Source organism: Streptomyces sp. NPDC101776 (assembly GCF_044766845.1).
GTDB lineage: Bacteria > Actinomycetota > Actinomycetes > Streptomycetales > Streptomycetaceae > Streptomyces.
Genome location: NZ_JBIWMV010000004.1, coordinates 84,107 through 98,499, shown reverse-complemented (window position 1 = coordinate 98,499; position 14,393 = coordinate 84,107). Strand labels below are relative to the sequence as shown.

Sequence of the window (14,393 nt, the reverse complement as noted above, 5' to 3'; positions counted from 1 at the left end):
GGTGCTATATCGCCCACTTCGGCCAATTCGTCCGCATGGCCGTTCGGGGGCATCCGTGAGGGTTCGCGCGGCAGATCAGAGGGGGTGCGCGTACGGCGGTGAACGGTGGCGTCCGTCAGCGCACTGGACAAGGACCAAGACAACGAACGGTGGTGAACGGGACGGAAGCCAAGGTCGTGTCCCGCCGAGTGGCGGAGCAGCGATCACCGGTCATCGACTGGGAACTAGCCCTTATGCGGCGATCCTCTCCACGACCTGGCAACCCGCCTGGTGTTGCCGGTCAAGAGGGCAGGAAACCTGGCTTCTCCCTACCAAGCTCTTGCAGGTGGCTTAGGTAGTCCTGGGCTGTCGGCTCGGTGCTGTAGCGATCCCTCACGACGGCCGCGAGTTCCCGGCTCGTCATGATGAGCGACGGAACGGACTGCCGGTCACCTTGTAGGGCCCGTTCGCCAAGGATGAGTGCCCCTTCGAGGTCTCCGTCTCGCGCTGCGGCCACCCCGAGGGTCACCCGCGCTTCGGCGTTCCGCATGGGCGAGCGCTCCGTGCCGTCGAAGTCCGTGCCGGCCCTCAGCACCTCTTCGGCGAGTGTCCGGGCTAGCTTGTCCTCGCCGGCCAGTCGGTAGCAGTCCATGGCGTAGTAGTCGAACTTCGCCGGGTCCACCACAAAGTGGTGATCGAGGTTGTCGGGGTACGGCATCCCTTCCAAGAGCTGTCGGCCGCGGTCAAGAGCCACCTCCATCTGCCGGCGGTCTCCGATGCGGGCCCATGCCTTGGCTTCCTGCGCAGCGAGCTGCACAGCGACGCTGTGGTGTGAGGCCAGCTCGCCTCCCGCTCGCGATGCCGCGATCACGCCCCGGTAGTCGCCGGTGGTCAAGGAGAACCAAGCCCGCATCTCATGGGCCCACCCGATCACTTCGGCGTTATCCGACTCCGAGGCGAGCGAGAGGGCAGCCCGGCGGGTGGACTCCGCCGCATGGCGGTCGCCGCTGTCGTACTCCACGCAGCCCACCAGCAAGGCCAGCCAGCCGGAGAGAGCCAGCACCTCGCGATGCTGAGCGAGCGTCAGGCTCTTCGAGTGGAGGTCGACAACTCGCCGCAGCCACGCGCGGCCCTCAATGAGAAGCTGTTCGCTCGGCATGTACGGGTATTCGGAGCAAAGCCGGTCCGTGGTGATCCTGAGCGCTTCCAGCGTTGCATTGTCCACGTCCGACCGGTTGAGGCGACTCACGATTTCGAGAGTCTCCATGCCGCTCGCTGCGACGATTTCCGCGTTACCGTCGCGGCGAGATGGTGCAGGGAAAATCGCGTGCGTGACAGTGCCGAACAAGGACGCGATGATGGGGCGATAGAACTCCCCCGGCATCTGTCCGGCTTCCCAACGCTTCCACTGCCGCACCATGCTGTCGTCCCCCGGCAGCTCCGACGGTGCATGAAGCCGGAGCGCCCTGACTGCGTCGAGCTGGGACCACTCGCGGGCCGACCGCTCAGCCGCGATGCGTCGTGCCCACGTGGGCCTTTCGTCGCTCATGAGCCCTCCTTGGGCGTTTGCCTACCGGAAGTCTGGCGTGCGATGCGGGGGGACACGCAAGAGGACAGAGCGGGGACACCGGGGCTGTCCCCGTCCCCCTGACGCTGTCCCCGACTGTCATCTATTTCACTCGTGCTGACGCGGGCATGCTGATTCCAGATCACGCACCAACCGATCCGGAGCGCTCTTCGAGCGCTGCCACTCGTTGCGTCAAAGTCTGGATTTCGGAGTGAAGTGCCTTGATTTCCGCATGGACATCCACCTTGGTATCCGACGCATCATCGTCGCCGTTGGTGACGAAATACCCAAGGTTTCCCGACGAATAGATGAGGCCCTCTTCAACGAGGACGCGCAGTCCGTTGGAGAGTGTCTGTCCTGCGATCCCGAAGCGCTTAGCCAGATCCCGGGTCGCAGGCAGCCGGCCCTTGTGCTTGCCCTCGGTGATCTCTTGACGGAGCACATCCGCCACCTGCACTGACTTCGGCCGGGAGTCGTTCGGGTCGAGGCTCATGAGTCGAGGGTATCGGGCAGCGCGCCCTAGTGCGTACTGCCACAGGGGTTGTGCATCAGTGTGCACTAGTGCAAGCTAGTTCACGAGTCACCCCGGAGGGTCTCGAAATGGGACTCACCGGCTGTGTTTGCAAGTGCTTGACCTGCAAGAACGCATGACCAGGAGCCCCGCGTTGGACGGGGGGAGGGCACCGGACAGTCGTCTGTTTCAGGCGATCCCTTGGCAGTCCGGATGGCAGACCGAAAGGTCAGGTCTCTGCCTACAACGGGGCCCTAGCGAGCTGTTCCTTGAACCGGCAGCCGCGTCCCCGAAACGAGACCACTCATCCGCCGCAGCTCGCTGCGGCCTTTGCATACCCCCCGGCGCGGCGGCACTCCCGGACAGGACAGCCTGCCGCGCCCGGTCTCCCATCCCGACGGAGTCAGGAGTTCTTCCATGACCGAGCGCATCATCCCCGTGGACGTCGTCGGCCCGATCGCCCTGGGTCTGACGATGGGCACCGGCAGTATCCGCGTCGTCGTCGACCCCGAGCTGAAGCAGGCGCGCATGGTGCTGACGACGGAGGCCACCTCCGGCCCGTCGGCCGACGCGATCCGCGACACCACCGTCAGCCTCACCGGGCAGAACCTCAGGGTTCGCGTCCCGGACTTCGTCGGCGGCATGGGCGGCAGTACCACGATCAACATGGGTGGCAGCACCATGACGTTTTCCGGCGGCAGCGGTGTGCAGATCGTGGGCGGCAACGTCCACATCACCGGTCACGGTGGCGGCAGGGTGTTCGTCAACGGTCGCGAGGTCACTGCCACCGGCCCGGCCGGGGACGCGGTCACCCCGATCAACGCCACGATTCACCTGCCCGCGCGGTCGGTGGCCGCGATCGGCACGCACAGTGCGAACACCGTTGTCACGGGCACGCTGGCGCGGCTGGAGTACGACGGCACCTCGGGGATGCTGACCGCTGAGCGGGTCGGTGACCTGGAAGCCGTGGTCACCTCCGGCGGTGTCGTCGTCGGCGAGGTGAGCGGCCCGCTGGACATCAACCTCACGTCCGGCAGCGTCAACGTCGGCGCCTACAGCGGCCATTGCGCCCGGTTGAACCTCACCTCCGGCAGCGTCCGTATGGCCGCGACCTCGCAGGCCACGGGCCGTCTGTCCGTGAACGCGACCTCCGGCAGCGTCCGCGTCACCGGCGCCGGCCACCTGGACGTCCGCCGCCGGGTGACCAGCGGCCACGTGCAGATCAGCTAGCCCCTCGCCCCACTCCACTTCGCAGTGCGGTCGCACTCCCGGACAGGACAGCCGACCGCGCCGCGCCCTTCCCGACGTATCTAGGAGAGATCCACCATGCGTATGCGCACTTTCGTCGCCGGCCAGGAAGCGCACGGCGACTTCGAGTTTGCGGAACTGGCGCTCGGCATCGACGTCGACCTGTTCCGGGGCCCGTTGGAGTTCGAGACGGACGGCGAGCGTGCCGCCCGTGAGGACGCGGCTCGTGACGTCCTCGCCGACCTGCGTGCGGAGGCGGCGGCCGGTGACGAGATTGCCGGTTGGGACGCCCTGTACGCGGACGCGCTGACTCGTACGGTGCCGTTCCTGCGTTCCGCTCGCGCCTACCGGTCCGGGGCGGGGGAAGCGGCATGAACGAGACCCGCAAGCCCCTGACGAGGGTTCAGATCGGTGTGCTGACGGCCGCGTTCGTGCCGATGCTCGCCACGGGCGTGGTCGGCGGGATCGGCACGTACAGCAACATCGGGCACGCCTACGGCACGGGGACCGCGCTCGGTGCCCTCGGTGCCGGTGAGGGTGCCACGGCCGTTCTCGCCCTGGTCCTGCTGGGACTGACCATGCTGGGACAGTCTTCGCCGCGCGTCGTACGGATGGGGCTGTGGGCGTTGCCGGCCGCCGCTGCCGTCATGGGCGCGATGGCCGCGCCGGACCCCGGCCGTACCGTGATCTACGCCCTGACCCCGATGGGCATGTCGGTGTCGGCGGAGGGCATGGCGTTCCTCGCCCGCCGGATCGTCGTCCACACCGACGGCCGCGACGCGGAGAACGAGCGGCGCACCGCCGACATCGTGCAGGCCCTCGCCTACCACCGGGCGCGCGCCGTACACCACCCGGTCGACCGGGTGCGGAAGCGCTCGGACCGGGCGTCGTGGCGACTGGCCCGCAAGGTCGGAGTAGGAGACGCGGCCCTCGGATCGAGGCTGCTGAATGTCCAGCGCGACCGGATCACCGACGGCGCGGACGCCGCGCTTGCGTCGATGTTCGGGGGCACGGCCCCCGCCCTCGCCTCGGTTTCCGCCATGGATGCAAATGTGAAGGAATCGACTGGAAGCAGTCGAGAAAGGTCTACCTCTGACCTGCCCGTATCGAGCACTCCCACGGTCGTGCTGACGCGGCTTGTGGTGCCCGATCCGGCGCCGGTCGATCTCGGCAAGTCGGGCGTCGGCACGAAGCCGATGCCCGCCGCCGTCCCGGCGGGGAAGCCGGTCCCGATCGCCCCGGCGTCCTCCCGCTCGGTTCCGGCCGCGTCGACCGTGCCGCGTCGGGCGACGGGCCGTGTTCCGGTCGCTGCCAAGTCGACCCGCACCCGGCGCAGTCCCGAACAGCTCATGGCGGAAGCACGCAAGGCGACGGCCGGTCTGACGGACGTTCAGGTGACGGGGGAGGGCATCCGCCGGGCCCTGCGCACCTCGCCGGCCAACGCCCGCATGCTGCGTGACGCCCTGCTTGCCGAACGCGCCACTACGGCGGTGACGCCGTGAGCACCCTCGCCGCACTGTTACCGGCCGTGCCCGCTCTGGGGTGGGCGGTTCACGCCCGGTGGCTGCACAGCCGGTTGACCACTGCCCGCCGCGATCCGCTCACCGGGTTGTGGACGCGGGACGCGTTCACCCGGCGGGCCCGCCGCCTGCTGCGCGACCCGCGCGCCGTGGTGGTGCTGGCGGACGTCGACCACTTCAAGCAGATCAACGACACCCATGGGCATGCGGCTGGTGACGCGCTGCTCGCCACGGTCGCCGACCGCCTCGCCCACGGCACCACCCCGCGCGGTGTCGTGGGACGGCTCGGTGGGGACGAATTCGCCGCCGTCGTCGTCGACCGCGATGCCACCATGCCCGATCGGCTGCACACCCTCGCCCGCGTCCTCGCCCGGCCGGTCGACACCGCCCCCGACGTACACACCACGGTGTCTCTGGGCTGGGTACGGGCCGCCGACCACCCCGGTGAAGACCTGTCCGCGCTGTTGCGCCGCGCCGATGAGGCCATGTACGCGGCGAAGCGGTCGGGGCGGTCCGGTCCTCGCCGGGCCCGTCTCGGGCGGTTGCTCGGGTCGGTGGCCGGCCGTCGCCCGGGTCGGCGCGGGGCAGCATGAGCACGCTGCCGGTGTTCCGGTGGCACCTCGCCCCGGACGGCTACGCCACCCGCCGACAGTTGCGGGCCCGCGACCTGCGCCCCGGTGGACAGGACGTCGCCGCCCAACTTGAACGCCCCCGGCGGCGGGGCCGTCCGCCGCTTGTCGCCTACCTGTACCGCGTCGACCTCGCCAAACCGGTCCGGCCGATGACGGCGGGCCGGTGGCGGGCCCACGCCGCGATGATGCGCGCTCGCCGCACCTGCCCCGAGTGCCGCCGGGACGCCGGATACGTCATCCCGCCCACGCTCGGAACCTGCGTGAACTGCGCCTATCCCGAAGAACAGCGTGCCGCTTGAACCGCCCCAAATCCTGAATCCCGGGTCCGGCCGTCCACCTCCTACAGCAAGCCGGCCGGACCCGTCGACTCCCGAAGGAGTACGTACATCGTGACCGAGACCACCACGTTCACGCCCGCCGGGGACCCGGAGGGCACCGAACAGCCGACGGCCGCCGTGCTGCCGTTCCCGCTGAAGAAGAAGACCGATCCCGACCCGGCCACCCCGGGCGAGGGCGCGGTGAAGCCGGGGGAGTGGGAGGCACAACTCCCCGACACCGATGACCCGGAGGCTGACGGCCTGAGCGAGGGTGCTCCGGTGGACCCGCCGCGCGAGGTGTACCCGCCCTCGGTCGCGGAATGGATGGAGGCCAAGGACAAGGCCCGCATGCCGGTGCTGCCGGACTGGGTGAAGCTCCCTGACCAGCGAACGGCCGTGCGCAAGTGGGCCGTTCGGCACTACTCGGCTGTGGTCGGCTACCACGCGGTGCGGTTGCCGCTGGTCTACACGCCGAAGATCTGCATGTACTCGCCGCGCGGCGCGTGGCGTTGGTCGACCGCGATCGGCCGGTGGGTGTCCGACGCGGAGGGCAAGGGCCTGCGTCTCGCGTCCGTGGCCAACGAGGACGCGGCGGAGTACCTGAAGCTGTCCCGGCAGCGCAACGACCGCGTGAGGCTGCGGGGGATCGTCGCCACGGTGGGTGGTTTCGTCGGTCTGGTCGCCGCGCTGACCCTGTACGTGATGGCGCCGTCGTGGCTGCTCATGCTGTCCATGGCGGCACTGGCCACCACGTTGGGTGTGGTGGGGGCGCCGGCGGACCGGCCGCTCATCGACATGGCCAAGGTGACGTTCCGCAAGCGCAAGCTGTCGTCGGACATCGTCATCCGCGCCCACGAGGCGGCCGGGCTGACCACCAAGGATCAGACGATTTCCTTCCCCCGGCCGATCGGCCGGGACGGGGACGGCTGGCGCGTGATCGTGGATCTGCCGTACGGCAAGACGTTCGAGGACGCGGTGAAGGCTCACGCCCGTCTCGCCTCCGGTATGGACATCGCCCCCACTCAGCTCTTCCTGGACAAGGACGAGACGAGCGGGCGTCGGGTGTCGTACTGGATCGCCGACCGTGACCCGCTCGCCGTGCCGTCGGGCAGGTCGCCGCTGCTGGGGGCGACTCGGGTCGACTTCTGGAAGCCGTTCCCGTGGGGTGTCGACGAGCGCGGCAACGCGGTCATGGCCACCATGCTGTGGCTGTCGCTGCTGGTGGGCGCCGTGCCGCGTCAGGGCAAGACGTTCTCTGCCCGCACGATCGCGCTCGCCGCCGCGCTGGACCCGTACGTGCGCCTGTACGTGTTCGACGGGAAGGCGTCGCCGGACTGGCGCAAGTTCGCGTTGGTCGCGCACCGCATCGGGTTCGGGATCGTGCCGAAGAACGGCATCGACCCGGTGGGACATCTGCTGGCGTCGCTGCGGGAGTTGAAGGCGGATGTCGAGGACCGCTATCACCGGCTGTCCGAACTGCCGCTGCATGTCTGCCCGGAGGGCAAGCTGACCCCGGAGATCAGCCGGGACAAGAAGCTGAACATGCCCCTGACCCTGTTCGTGGTGGATGAGGTGCAGGAGTACCTGACCCATCCCGAGCACGGCAAGGAGATCCTTTCCCTGATGGTCTACCTCGCCCGGGTCGCCCCCGCGGTGGGTGTGTCGGTGATGACGTCGACGCAGAAGCCGGACGACAAGGCGTGCCCGTCGGAGTTGCGTGACCAGCATCAGGCCCGGTTCGCGCTGCGGGTCGGTGCCTATCAGGTCTCCGATGTCATCCTCGGTGCGGGCTCGTACTCGGAGGGCCTGGACGCGTCCAAGCTGCTGAAATCCCACAAGGGCGTCGGTCTGCTCAAGGGCATGTCGGATGACTCCGGGATCGTCCGCACCTACCTCGCCGACGGCCGCGACGCCGAACGCATCCTGACCAGGGCCGCCGCGCTGCGCGAGGCGGAAGGGACCCTGTCCGGGGACGCGGTCGGCGAGGTCCCGGCCGTGGAGACGTCCGCGACGGTCCTGGACGATGTCGCCGCCGTGCTCGGCAAGGGCGAGGCCAAGGTGTGGTCCGAGACCATCGTCGACCGCCTCGCCGACCTGCGCCCCGACGTCTACGGTCCGTGGGCGGAGTTGGAGCCCAAGCCCAAGGCGGAAGCGCTCAGCGCCGCACTCAAGCCGCACGGCATCGGCACGATGCAGATCAGCCGCCGCATCGACGGCGAACAGGTCAACAAGCGCGGCATCAAGCGCGACGACATCGCCACCGCGATTACACAGCGCAACCAGAAGAGGGACGCCGGATAGGTCACACAGCCTGCTACCGGTAGCGGCAGACGTCGCTACCGGTAGCAACCCTGCTAGCGACCGAAACCGCCCCTGATCAGGTCGCTAGCACGTAGCGGCTGACCTGCGGAAACCCCCTGCAACCCCTGTGAGAGGCCCTGATGAGCCTTGCGGTGCTCGCTTCCGCGTTCCTACTGACTGTCACTCTCGGTTACGTCGTCAAGTGCTGGCTGAGCCCGTTCGGGGACTGCCGCAAGTGCCACGGCATGGGCCATGGCTTCAAGACCGACCGCAAGGGCCAGACCAAGCGAGGCAAGGACTGCCGCCGCTGCGACGCGACCGGCAAGCGCATACGCGTCGGCCGCTGGATCTACAACCGCGCCGCGCGCACCTACCGCGCCGGCACCCGCTGACCCGCCCGGGAGGCACTGGTGACGCTCACCATCCCGCTCGTTCTGTTGCTCGCCGTCGTCGTCGTGCTGTTGCTGCGCTTCCGCGCGGTCGGCGCCGGCGCGGCCGTCGTCGTCGCGCTCTTCGGCTTCTACCTCGCCCACACCGGCGCGGCCGACACCGTCAACCAGCTCGTCACCGCCTTCACCGACGCCGTGCCCGGCATCAGCCGCTGACCCGAAGGGAGAGACGCACCATGAACGAACCCACCGCGTACGGCCGCCCGGCCGCGTACGAGGCGGCGGCCGTGGAAGTCCACCACCCCACACCGCTCGCCCCGCTACAGCCCGCCGCGCCGCTCATGCCCATGCAGCCGGGCACCATCCCCGCCGTGGCGAGCATCGTCCTGCCCGACGGCCGCGTCGTCACCGGCTACGCCATCGAGCCCGCCAGGCCCGAACCGGTCGCCGCCCACCCGGAGGTCTCGCGTACGGCGGTGAACATCGCGCTCGGGGGAGTGGGGTTCCTCGCGGTGTGCGGCGGACTGCTCATGCTGACCGCGTTCATCACCGCCCTGACCGCCCTGATCACCCAACTCGTCATCCTCGCCGCCGTCATCTTCGGCGGCTGGATCGCCGTGCAGGTCTTCAGCGCGAGCGGCCACCGGGGCGGGACCACGGTCAACATCCGCAAGGCCGTCATCAAGCGGAACAAGTTCTACGGCTGACAAGGGAGAACAACACCCGTGATCCGACTGCGCATTCAGGTCGCCCACTGGCCCCGCCGGGCCCTGATCCTGACCGACACACCTCGCCCGGACTGCCGTGCCTGCGGCGGCGAGGGCGGGTTCGAGCACGACTACGGCGACCACAACGGCGAGTACGCCGGTACCGACTGGGAGCCCTGCGAGTGCTGGAACGAGTCCCGGCGCTGGGTTCTGATGCCCCTGCCGTACCGGCCCCTGTGGGGGCGTCGCCGCGAGACCGCTCCTGACCCGTGGGGGCCCGGGGGCTACAGCGACGAACCGCCCTTCTAGCTCTGCCCGTGGGCGGCGGCACTCCCGGACAAGGACAGCCCGCCGCCCACGGTCTCCGATCCCGACGTAGCAGAACAGGAGACCAACAGCATGACAGTTGACGGCAAGGCCCGGCGCCCCGTCGACGGGAGTCACCTGCACACCGCGCTGTCCCTCGCGGCGGCCGGTGTCCCCGTCCTGCCCCTGCGGGCGGGGAAGGTGCCGTTCGGCAACTGCCGCACCTGCGCGAAGAACGCGTGCGGCGGCCGGCCCAACATGAAGACCCCCGGCCCCTGCACCTGCCCCGGTGTCTGCCACGCGTGGGCCGCCGCCACCACCGACCCGCACGTCCTCAACTCCCCCCAGTGGGAGGCGGCATGGCGTCGGGCGGCGGCGGTCGCCTACCACGCCGGAGGCGCCGGGCTGACCGTAGTCGACCTGGACAACGCGGCGGCCATCGCGTGGGCCCGCGAGACCCTGCCCGCGACTCGGACCGTGCCGACGACGCGCGGTGAGCACTGGATCTACCGGGGCGTCATGCCGTCCGCCAACAAGGTCCGGCCCGGCGTGGACATCAAGTCCCTTATGGGATACGCCCGTTGGCTCGGATTGGGCCGCGGCGCCATGGTCGCTCTCCCGGACTCTGTGCGCGCCCTGGCACTAACGGACCCCTCACCGGCCCGTAGGGCGCCACAGGCCGTCTCAGCATCCCTGGGGAGCCAGAGCGGGGAGTGCTGTCACCGTACGCCCGTGTTCCTGGACCGTGGGATCGCGATGGCGGAGCAGCGCATCACCGGCGCCCGTGAGGCGGTGCACGCGACCGTCTACCGAACGTTCCTCGCGGTGCTGTCCACGCACGGGCGGTGCGGCTGCCTCACCGAAGCGCACGTCGCCCGGCTGTTCACCGCCGCGCAGGCCAAGGGCGAGACCCCCCGGCACTGCACCGACGCGTGGACTAACGCAATCACCACGTTGGGACTGTGACCATGGCAGACGACGAGAAGAACCCCGCCCGCCAGATCATCACCGACTACGCGCAATCCCACTTCCGCTACTTCCGCACGCCGGACGGGACCGTGTACGCGCAGCGCAACGGCCAGCCCATCGCCCGCCCGATCCGCTCCCAGGGCACCACCGGCAGCCACCGCCAGGAACTCATGGTCGGCCTCTACCGCGACGGACGCGGCGCCTTCAACGGGACCGCGCTGAAAGAGGCGTTGGACCTGATCGAAGCGCTCGCGCTGACCGAGGATGTACAGCCCGTACATATCCGCGTCGCCCCCGGCTTCGACGGGGCAACGTGGCTGGACCTGGGCCGCGACGACGGGCAGTCAGTGCGTATCCACCCGGCTGGCTGGGACATCCTCACGCCCGACCCGCAGGAAGTGTGCTGGCGCCGTACCCAGCTCACCGGGGAAGTGCCGCTGCCCGTCAAGGACACGAACGGCAAGGGCATCGATCTGCTGATGCGGCTGTGCAACTTCGCCGGTGCGGAAACTGAGTGCCTGGCCATCGCGTGGCTGATCGGCTGCCTCGGTCCGTCCGTCCCCGTCCCCGCCCCGTTCCTCACCGGCCCCCAGGGCGCCGGGAAGTCGACCGGCGGGCGGATGCTGGTGCGGATCATCGAGGGCATGAGCGGGGACCTGCGCCGGGCCCCGAAGGACGAAGAGAACCTGATCGCGGCGGTCGCGGCGGGCTGGGTCACGGCGCTGGACAACCTCTCGCACATGACGCCGGACCTGTCCGACGCGATGTGCTGCATCGTCACCGGAGCCGAGAGCGTCAAGCGTGCCCTGTTCACGGACGGGGACGTGTTCCGCGTCGGCTACCGCCGGCCGCTACTGCTCACCGGGATCGACGTCGGTGTCATCCGGCCCGACCTCGCGGAACGGCTTCTGCCGCTGCGCCTGGAACGGCCCCGCGTGAGGCGGACTGAGGCCGAACTGTGGGCGGAGTACAAGGAAGTGCTGCCGGTCGTGCTCGGGTCCTTGCTCGACCTCACGGTCAAGGTCCGGTCGGTGGACGCGGCGACGCCCACCGACCTGCGGATGGCGGACTTCGCCCACCTGTGCGCGCAGCTCGATGCGGCGACCGGGCTCGGGGCGCTGGCCGCGTACCGGGCCCGGTTGGACGATCTGAACGACGACGTGATCGAGGGCGACCTGTTGGCGCAGACCGTCCTCCGGCACGCCGAGACCATCGAGCCAGGCACGGCGGAGCGGATGACGTCGACGGAGTGGCTCACCTGTCTCAGCCAGCGCTACAGCGGCGACGACTGCCGCCCGCTGCCCAAGGGGTGGCCGACGACGGGCAAGGTGCTCTCCGACCGTCTCAAGCGCCTACAGCCCACCCTCGCCGCCCGGGGCGTCCTCATCGACACGGGCCGAACCAGTGAGGGCCGGTACCTGGAAATGACCCGCCCCGCGCTGGCGCCCCCGCACGAGCAACAGCGGATGTACTGACCCGCTCCCCATGCTCGCGCGGACAAGCAAGAAGAGCACCAGTCACCTCGCGCGGGGGTGCTCTTCTTGCTGTTCGGCGCAGCGCGCCGCGCCAAGGTCGCGCCGCGCAGCGGCTCCTTCTTCACGTTCTGAGCGGTGGCGCACTACGACAGACACCCCCTCTCTTTGTCCTAAGAGGGAAGACGCTGCGTCATCTGCGTCACACGGGCCGGAAAACGGCCCCTGACCTGCGGCTACCGCCATGACGTAGACGGCCGCGCCTGCGTCATCCTGCGTCATCTGCGTCATGGACCGCGTCATCCGTGACGCAGCCCATGACGCACCCATGACGCAGACCTCGCCCCCTGCGTCACCCAAAGTCGCAGGTCAGGCGCCTGAATGACGCGGATGACGCAATGACGCAGAAATCCACACCTCGGACAGACGCACCATCCGCCACCCCGCAAGGCCCCCAAGCCCACTCCTCGCCCCTGGGAGATCCCCGCATGGACACGGCCCCTGCCAACGCATTCGACAACACCCTCGTACTCCTCACGGTCGAAGAAGCCGCCCGCCGCCTCCGCATCGGCCGCACCACGTGCTTCGCACTCATCCGCACCGGCGAACTGGAGTCCATCGACATAGGCCGTCTCCGTCGCGTCCCCGCAGACGCACCGGCCGAATACCTCGCCCGCCGACGCGCGGCCAAACGAGCCGCTTGACCACGCCCGGGGCGGCAGCACTCCCGGACAGGACAGCCCGCCGCCCCGGTCTCCATCCCGACGCGCAAGAAACAGGAGCCTGCCTGTGGCAGAGAAAAAGAAGAAGGGCACTCGCCGTGCCAACGGCGAAACGGCCATCTACTTCGGGGCGGACGGCCGTTGGCACGCCCGCGTACCGATGGGTTACAAGGACAACGGGGAGCCCTACCGCCGGCACCTGACGCGCAAGACGCGCGAGGACCTGGTTGAGGAAGTCAAAAAGCTGGAGAAGCAGCGTGACGCGGGTTCGGCGAGTCAGCCCGGCAAGCCGTGGACGGTTGAGAAGTGGCTTCAGCACTGGGTTGAGAACATCGCCAAGCCGACCGTCAGCGAGAACACGTACGACGGCTACGAGGTCGCCGTTCGTGTCCACCTCGTTCCTGGCATCGGCAAGCACCGCCTTGACCGCTTGCAACCCGAGCACCTGGAGAGCCTGTATCGCCGGATGCAGGCGAACGGGGCGCGCAAGGCGGGTACGGCTCACCAGGCCCACCGCACCGCCCGGACCGCGCTGGGGGAGGCGGTACGGCGCGGCTACACGGCGAAGAACGCCGCCGCGTTGGCGAAGCCGCCACGGATGGAAGAGGACGAATCAGAGGTAGAGCCCTACTCCGTGGACGAGGTGCAGTGCCTGCTACTCGAAGCCAACAGGCGTCGGAACAGCGCCCGTTGGATGCTGGCGCTGGCGCTCGGACTTCGGCAGGGTGAGACGCTCGGATTGCGCTGGTCTGATGTCGACCTGGACAACGAGTACCTGAAGCTGCGTCGGAACCGCCTGCGCCCCCGGTACGAGCACGGGTGCCCGGAGGCCTCGCCGTGCGGCCGAAAGGCGGGGTACTGCCCGGCCAAGGTGCAGGTTCGGCGCGAGACCAAGAACACCAAATCCCGGGCGGGCCGGCGTGCCGTGCCCTTGCCTGGCCCGCTGGTCTCGATGCTCCGTGCGCATGCCGAGACGCAAGCGCTCGAACGCAAGGCGGCCGGTGACCTGTGGGTCGAGTCGGACTACGTGTTCACCAAGCTGCTGGGTGGCCCCCTCAGCCCGAACACGGACTACCACGACTGGAAGCGGCTGTTGGAGGACGCGAAGGTTCGGGACGGCCGGCTGCACGACGCCCGGCACACCGCCGCCACCGTGCTCATGCTGCTTGGTGTCCCCGCCCGCGTCATCGACCAAATCATGGGATGGGAACCGGGAACCTCCGACAGCATGAGGGCGCGGTACCTGCACGTGCCCGACGCGATGCTGAAGGACGTGGCCCGGAAGATCGCCGAAGCCATCTGGGGACCCCCGGAGACACCCGCTGTGGACAAAAACCAGGACAACGGGGCCTGAGGACAACATCGAAGGGTCCCACCTCGCGGTGGGACCCTTCGACGTATTGCCCGGTGAGAGCAATGGCGGAGGATACGAGATTCGAACTCGTGAGGGGTTGCCCCCAACACGCTTTCCAAGCGTGCGCCCTAGGCCACTAGGCGAATCCTCCGCGGCAAACAATACAAGACGTTGAGGAGTGCTCGCGAACTCGTTCCCCCCGCTCAGATCCTGTAGCCTGTGCGGAGCCCCTCACGCGGCGCTATCTGACTGAACTCCCCCAGGGCCGGAAGGCAGCAAGGGTAGGTTGGCTCTGGCGGGTGCGTGGGGGGCGCTTGCGTTCCCGGCGCCTGTGGCTATGGCTCGTGTGGCTGTGGCTGTGGCTGTGGCTCGTGCCGCTGTGGCCCCTTGTGGTGCCGG

At 69.1% G+C, this 14,393-nt stretch carries 16 protein-coding genes, 1 tRNA gene and 1 other RNA gene; 15 read left to right on the top strand and 3 right to left on the bottom strand.

Annotated features, from left to right (window positions below; all coding sequences use genetic code 11):
- Window positions 1-280: 280 nt before the first annotated feature.
- On the bottom strand, window positions 281-1,528 hold the full coding sequence (locus ACIRRY_RS15580; RefSeq protein ID WP_403972444.1) for an XRE family transcriptional regulator: 1,248 nt from the start codon (window positions 1,526-1,528) through the stop codon (window positions 281-283).
- Window positions 1,529-1,688: 160 nt separating this feature from the next.
- A complete protein-coding gene (locus ACIRRY_RS15575) occupies window positions 1,689-2,039 on the bottom strand; it encodes a GntR family transcriptional regulator (RefSeq protein WP_403972442.1) in 351 nt (116 codons plus the stop codon).
- Window positions 2,040-2,474: 435 nt separating this feature from the next.
- On the opposite strand from ACIRRY_RS15575, the gene ACIRRY_RS15570 reads away from it, so the two are divergent.
- The 14 genes from ACIRRY_RS15570 to ACIRRY_RS15505 all read left to right on the top strand — a co-directional run bounded on the left by ACIRRY_RS15570 (window position 2,475) and on the right by ACIRRY_RS15505 (window position 13,994).
- Window positions 2,475-3,287, top strand: coding sequence for a DUF4097 family beta strand repeat-containing protein (locus ACIRRY_RS15570; RefSeq protein ID WP_403972440.1), 813 nt, complete (start codon window positions 2,475-2,477; stop codon window positions 3,285-3,287).
- A gap of 102 nt (window positions 3,288-3,389) precedes the next feature.
- Window positions 3,390-3,680 (top strand): hypothetical protein, encoded by a 291-nt coding sequence (locus ACIRRY_RS15565; protein ID WP_403973590.1) that lies wholly within the window; start codon window positions 3,390-3,392, stop codon window positions 3,678-3,680.
- Window positions 3,677-4,807, top strand: coding sequence for a conjugal transfer protein (locus tag ACIRRY_RS15560; RefSeq protein WP_403972437.1), 1,131 nt, complete (start codon window positions 3,677-3,679; stop codon window positions 4,805-4,807). Before ACIRRY_RS15565 ends, ACIRRY_RS15560 begins: the two co-directional genes overlap by 4 nt.
- Window positions 4,804-5,418, top strand: coding sequence for a GGDEF domain-containing protein (locus tag ACIRRY_RS15555; RefSeq protein ID WP_403972436.1), 615 nt, complete (start codon window positions 4,804-4,806; stop codon window positions 5,416-5,418). Before ACIRRY_RS15560 ends, ACIRRY_RS15555 begins: the two co-directional genes overlap by 4 nt.
- Window positions 5,415-5,756 carry an RRQRL motif-containing zinc-binding protein gene (locus ACIRRY_RS15550; protein WP_403972433.1) on the top strand — a complete coding sequence of 114 codons (342 nt, stop codon included), beginning with the start codon at window positions 5,415-5,417 and terminating at the stop codon, window positions 5,754-5,756. The genes ACIRRY_RS15555 and ACIRRY_RS15550 overlap by 4 nt, the downstream gene beginning before the upstream one ends.
- Window positions 5,757-5,846: 90 nt before the next feature.
- Window positions 5,847-8,075, top strand: a complete 2,229-nt coding sequence (locus tag ACIRRY_RS15545; protein ID WP_403972430.1) for a cell division protein FtsK — start codon at window positions 5,847-5,849, stop codon at window positions 8,073-8,075.
- Window positions 8,076-8,215: 140 nt separating this feature from the next.
- Window positions 8,216-8,467, top strand: coding sequence for a hypothetical protein (locus tag ACIRRY_RS15540; RefSeq protein ID WP_403972428.1), 252 nt, complete (start codon window positions 8,216-8,218; stop codon window positions 8,465-8,467).
- An 18-nt stretch (window positions 8,468-8,485) separates the two neighbouring features.
- Window positions 8,486-8,680, top strand: a complete 195-nt coding sequence (locus ACIRRY_RS15535; protein ID WP_403972425.1) for a hypothetical protein — start codon at window positions 8,486-8,488, stop codon at window positions 8,678-8,680.
- Window positions 8,681-8,700: 20 nt separating this feature from the next.
- On the top strand, window positions 8,701-9,171 hold the full coding sequence (locus ACIRRY_RS15530) for a hypothetical protein (protein ID WP_403972423.1): 471 nt from the start codon (window positions 8,701-8,703) through the stop codon (window positions 9,169-9,171).
- Between the two features lie 18 nt (window positions 9,172-9,189).
- Entirely contained in the window at window positions 9,190-9,480 is a 291-nt protein-coding gene (locus ACIRRY_RS15525) for a hypothetical protein (RefSeq protein ID WP_403972420.1), read from the top strand.
- Window positions 9,481-9,570: 90 nt separating this feature from the next.
- Window positions 9,571-10,443 carry a bifunctional DNA primase/polymerase gene (locus tag ACIRRY_RS15520; protein ID WP_403972418.1) on the top strand — a complete coding sequence of 291 codons (873 nt, stop codon included), beginning with the start codon at window positions 9,571-9,573 and terminating at the stop codon, window positions 10,441-10,443.
- Between the two features lie 2 nt (window positions 10,444-10,445).
- On the top strand, window positions 10,446-11,921 hold the full coding sequence (locus ACIRRY_RS15515; protein WP_403972415.1) for an ATP-binding protein: 1,476 nt from the start codon (window positions 10,446-10,448) through the stop codon (window positions 11,919-11,921).
- A gap of 485 nt (window positions 11,922-12,406) precedes the next feature.
- Window positions 12,407-12,622 (top strand): excisionase family DNA-binding protein, encoded by a 216-nt coding sequence (locus ACIRRY_RS15510; protein WP_403972413.1) that lies wholly within the window; start codon window positions 12,407-12,409, stop codon window positions 12,620-12,622.
- A gap of 85 nt (window positions 12,623-12,707) precedes the next feature.
- On the top strand, window positions 12,708-13,994 hold the full coding sequence (locus tag ACIRRY_RS15505) for a tyrosine-type recombinase/integrase (RefSeq protein WP_403972411.1): 1,287 nt from the start codon (window positions 12,708-12,710) through the stop codon (window positions 13,992-13,994).
- A 63-nt stretch (window positions 13,995-14,057) separates the two neighbouring features.
- Here ACIRRY_RS15505 and ACIRRY_RS15500 read toward each other — a convergent pair.
- Window positions 14,058-14,145: transfer RNA gene (locus tag ACIRRY_RS15500), tRNA-Ser, on the bottom strand.
- Window positions 14,146-14,216: 71 nt separating this feature from the next.
- On the opposite strand from ACIRRY_RS15500, the gene ffs reads away from it, so the two are divergent.
- An RNA gene (gene ffs / locus ACIRRY_RS15495) (signal recognition particle sRNA small type) lies at window positions 14,217-14,315 on the top strand.
- Window positions 14,316-14,393 lie beyond the last annotated feature (78 nt).

What these genes read in the sequence shown, in the direction of transcription:
- ACIRRY_RS15580 (WP_403972444.1), bottom strand. Translation starts at nt 1,528, where the DNA reads ATGAGCGACGAAAGGCCCACGTGGGCACGACGCATCGCGGCTGAGCGG.
- ACIRRY_RS15575 (WP_403972442.1), bottom strand. Translation starts at nt 2,039, where the DNA reads ATGAGCCTCGACCCGAACGACTCCCGGCCGAAGTCAGTGCAGGTGGCG.
- ACIRRY_RS15570 (WP_403972440.1), top strand. Translation starts at nt 2,475, where the DNA reads ATGACCGAGCGCATCATCCCCGTGGACGTCGTCGGCCCGATCGCCCTG.
- ACIRRY_RS15565 (WP_403973590.1), top strand. Translation starts at nt 3,390, where the DNA reads ATGCGCACTTTCGTCGCCGGCCAGGAAGCGCACGGCGACTTCGAGTTT.
- ACIRRY_RS15560 (WP_403972437.1), top strand. Translation starts at nt 3,677, where the DNA reads ATGAACGAGACCCGCAAGCCCCTGACGAGGGTTCAGATCGGTGTGCTG.
- ACIRRY_RS15550 (WP_403972433.1), top strand. Translation starts at nt 5,415, where the DNA reads ATGAGCACGCTGCCGGTGTTCCGGTGGCACCTCGCCCCGGACGGCTAC.
- ACIRRY_RS15540 (WP_403972428.1), top strand. Translation starts at nt 8,216, where the DNA reads ATGAGCCTTGCGGTGCTCGCTTCCGCGTTCCTACTGACTGTCACTCTC.
- ACIRRY_RS15530 (WP_403972423.1), top strand. Translation starts at nt 8,701, where the DNA reads ATGAACGAACCCACCGCGTACGGCCGCCCGGCCGCGTACGAGGCGGCG.
- ACIRRY_RS15520 (WP_403972418.1), top strand. Translation starts at nt 9,571, where the DNA reads ATGACAGTTGACGGCAAGGCCCGGCGCCCCGTCGACGGGAGTCACCTG.
- ACIRRY_RS15515 (WP_403972415.1), top strand. Translation starts at nt 10,446, where the DNA reads ATGGCAGACGACGAGAAGAACCCCGCCCGCCAGATCATCACCGACTAC.
- ACIRRY_RS15510 (WP_403972413.1), top strand. Translation starts at nt 12,407, where the DNA reads ATGGACACGGCCCCTGCCAACGCATTCGACAACACCCTCGTACTCCTC.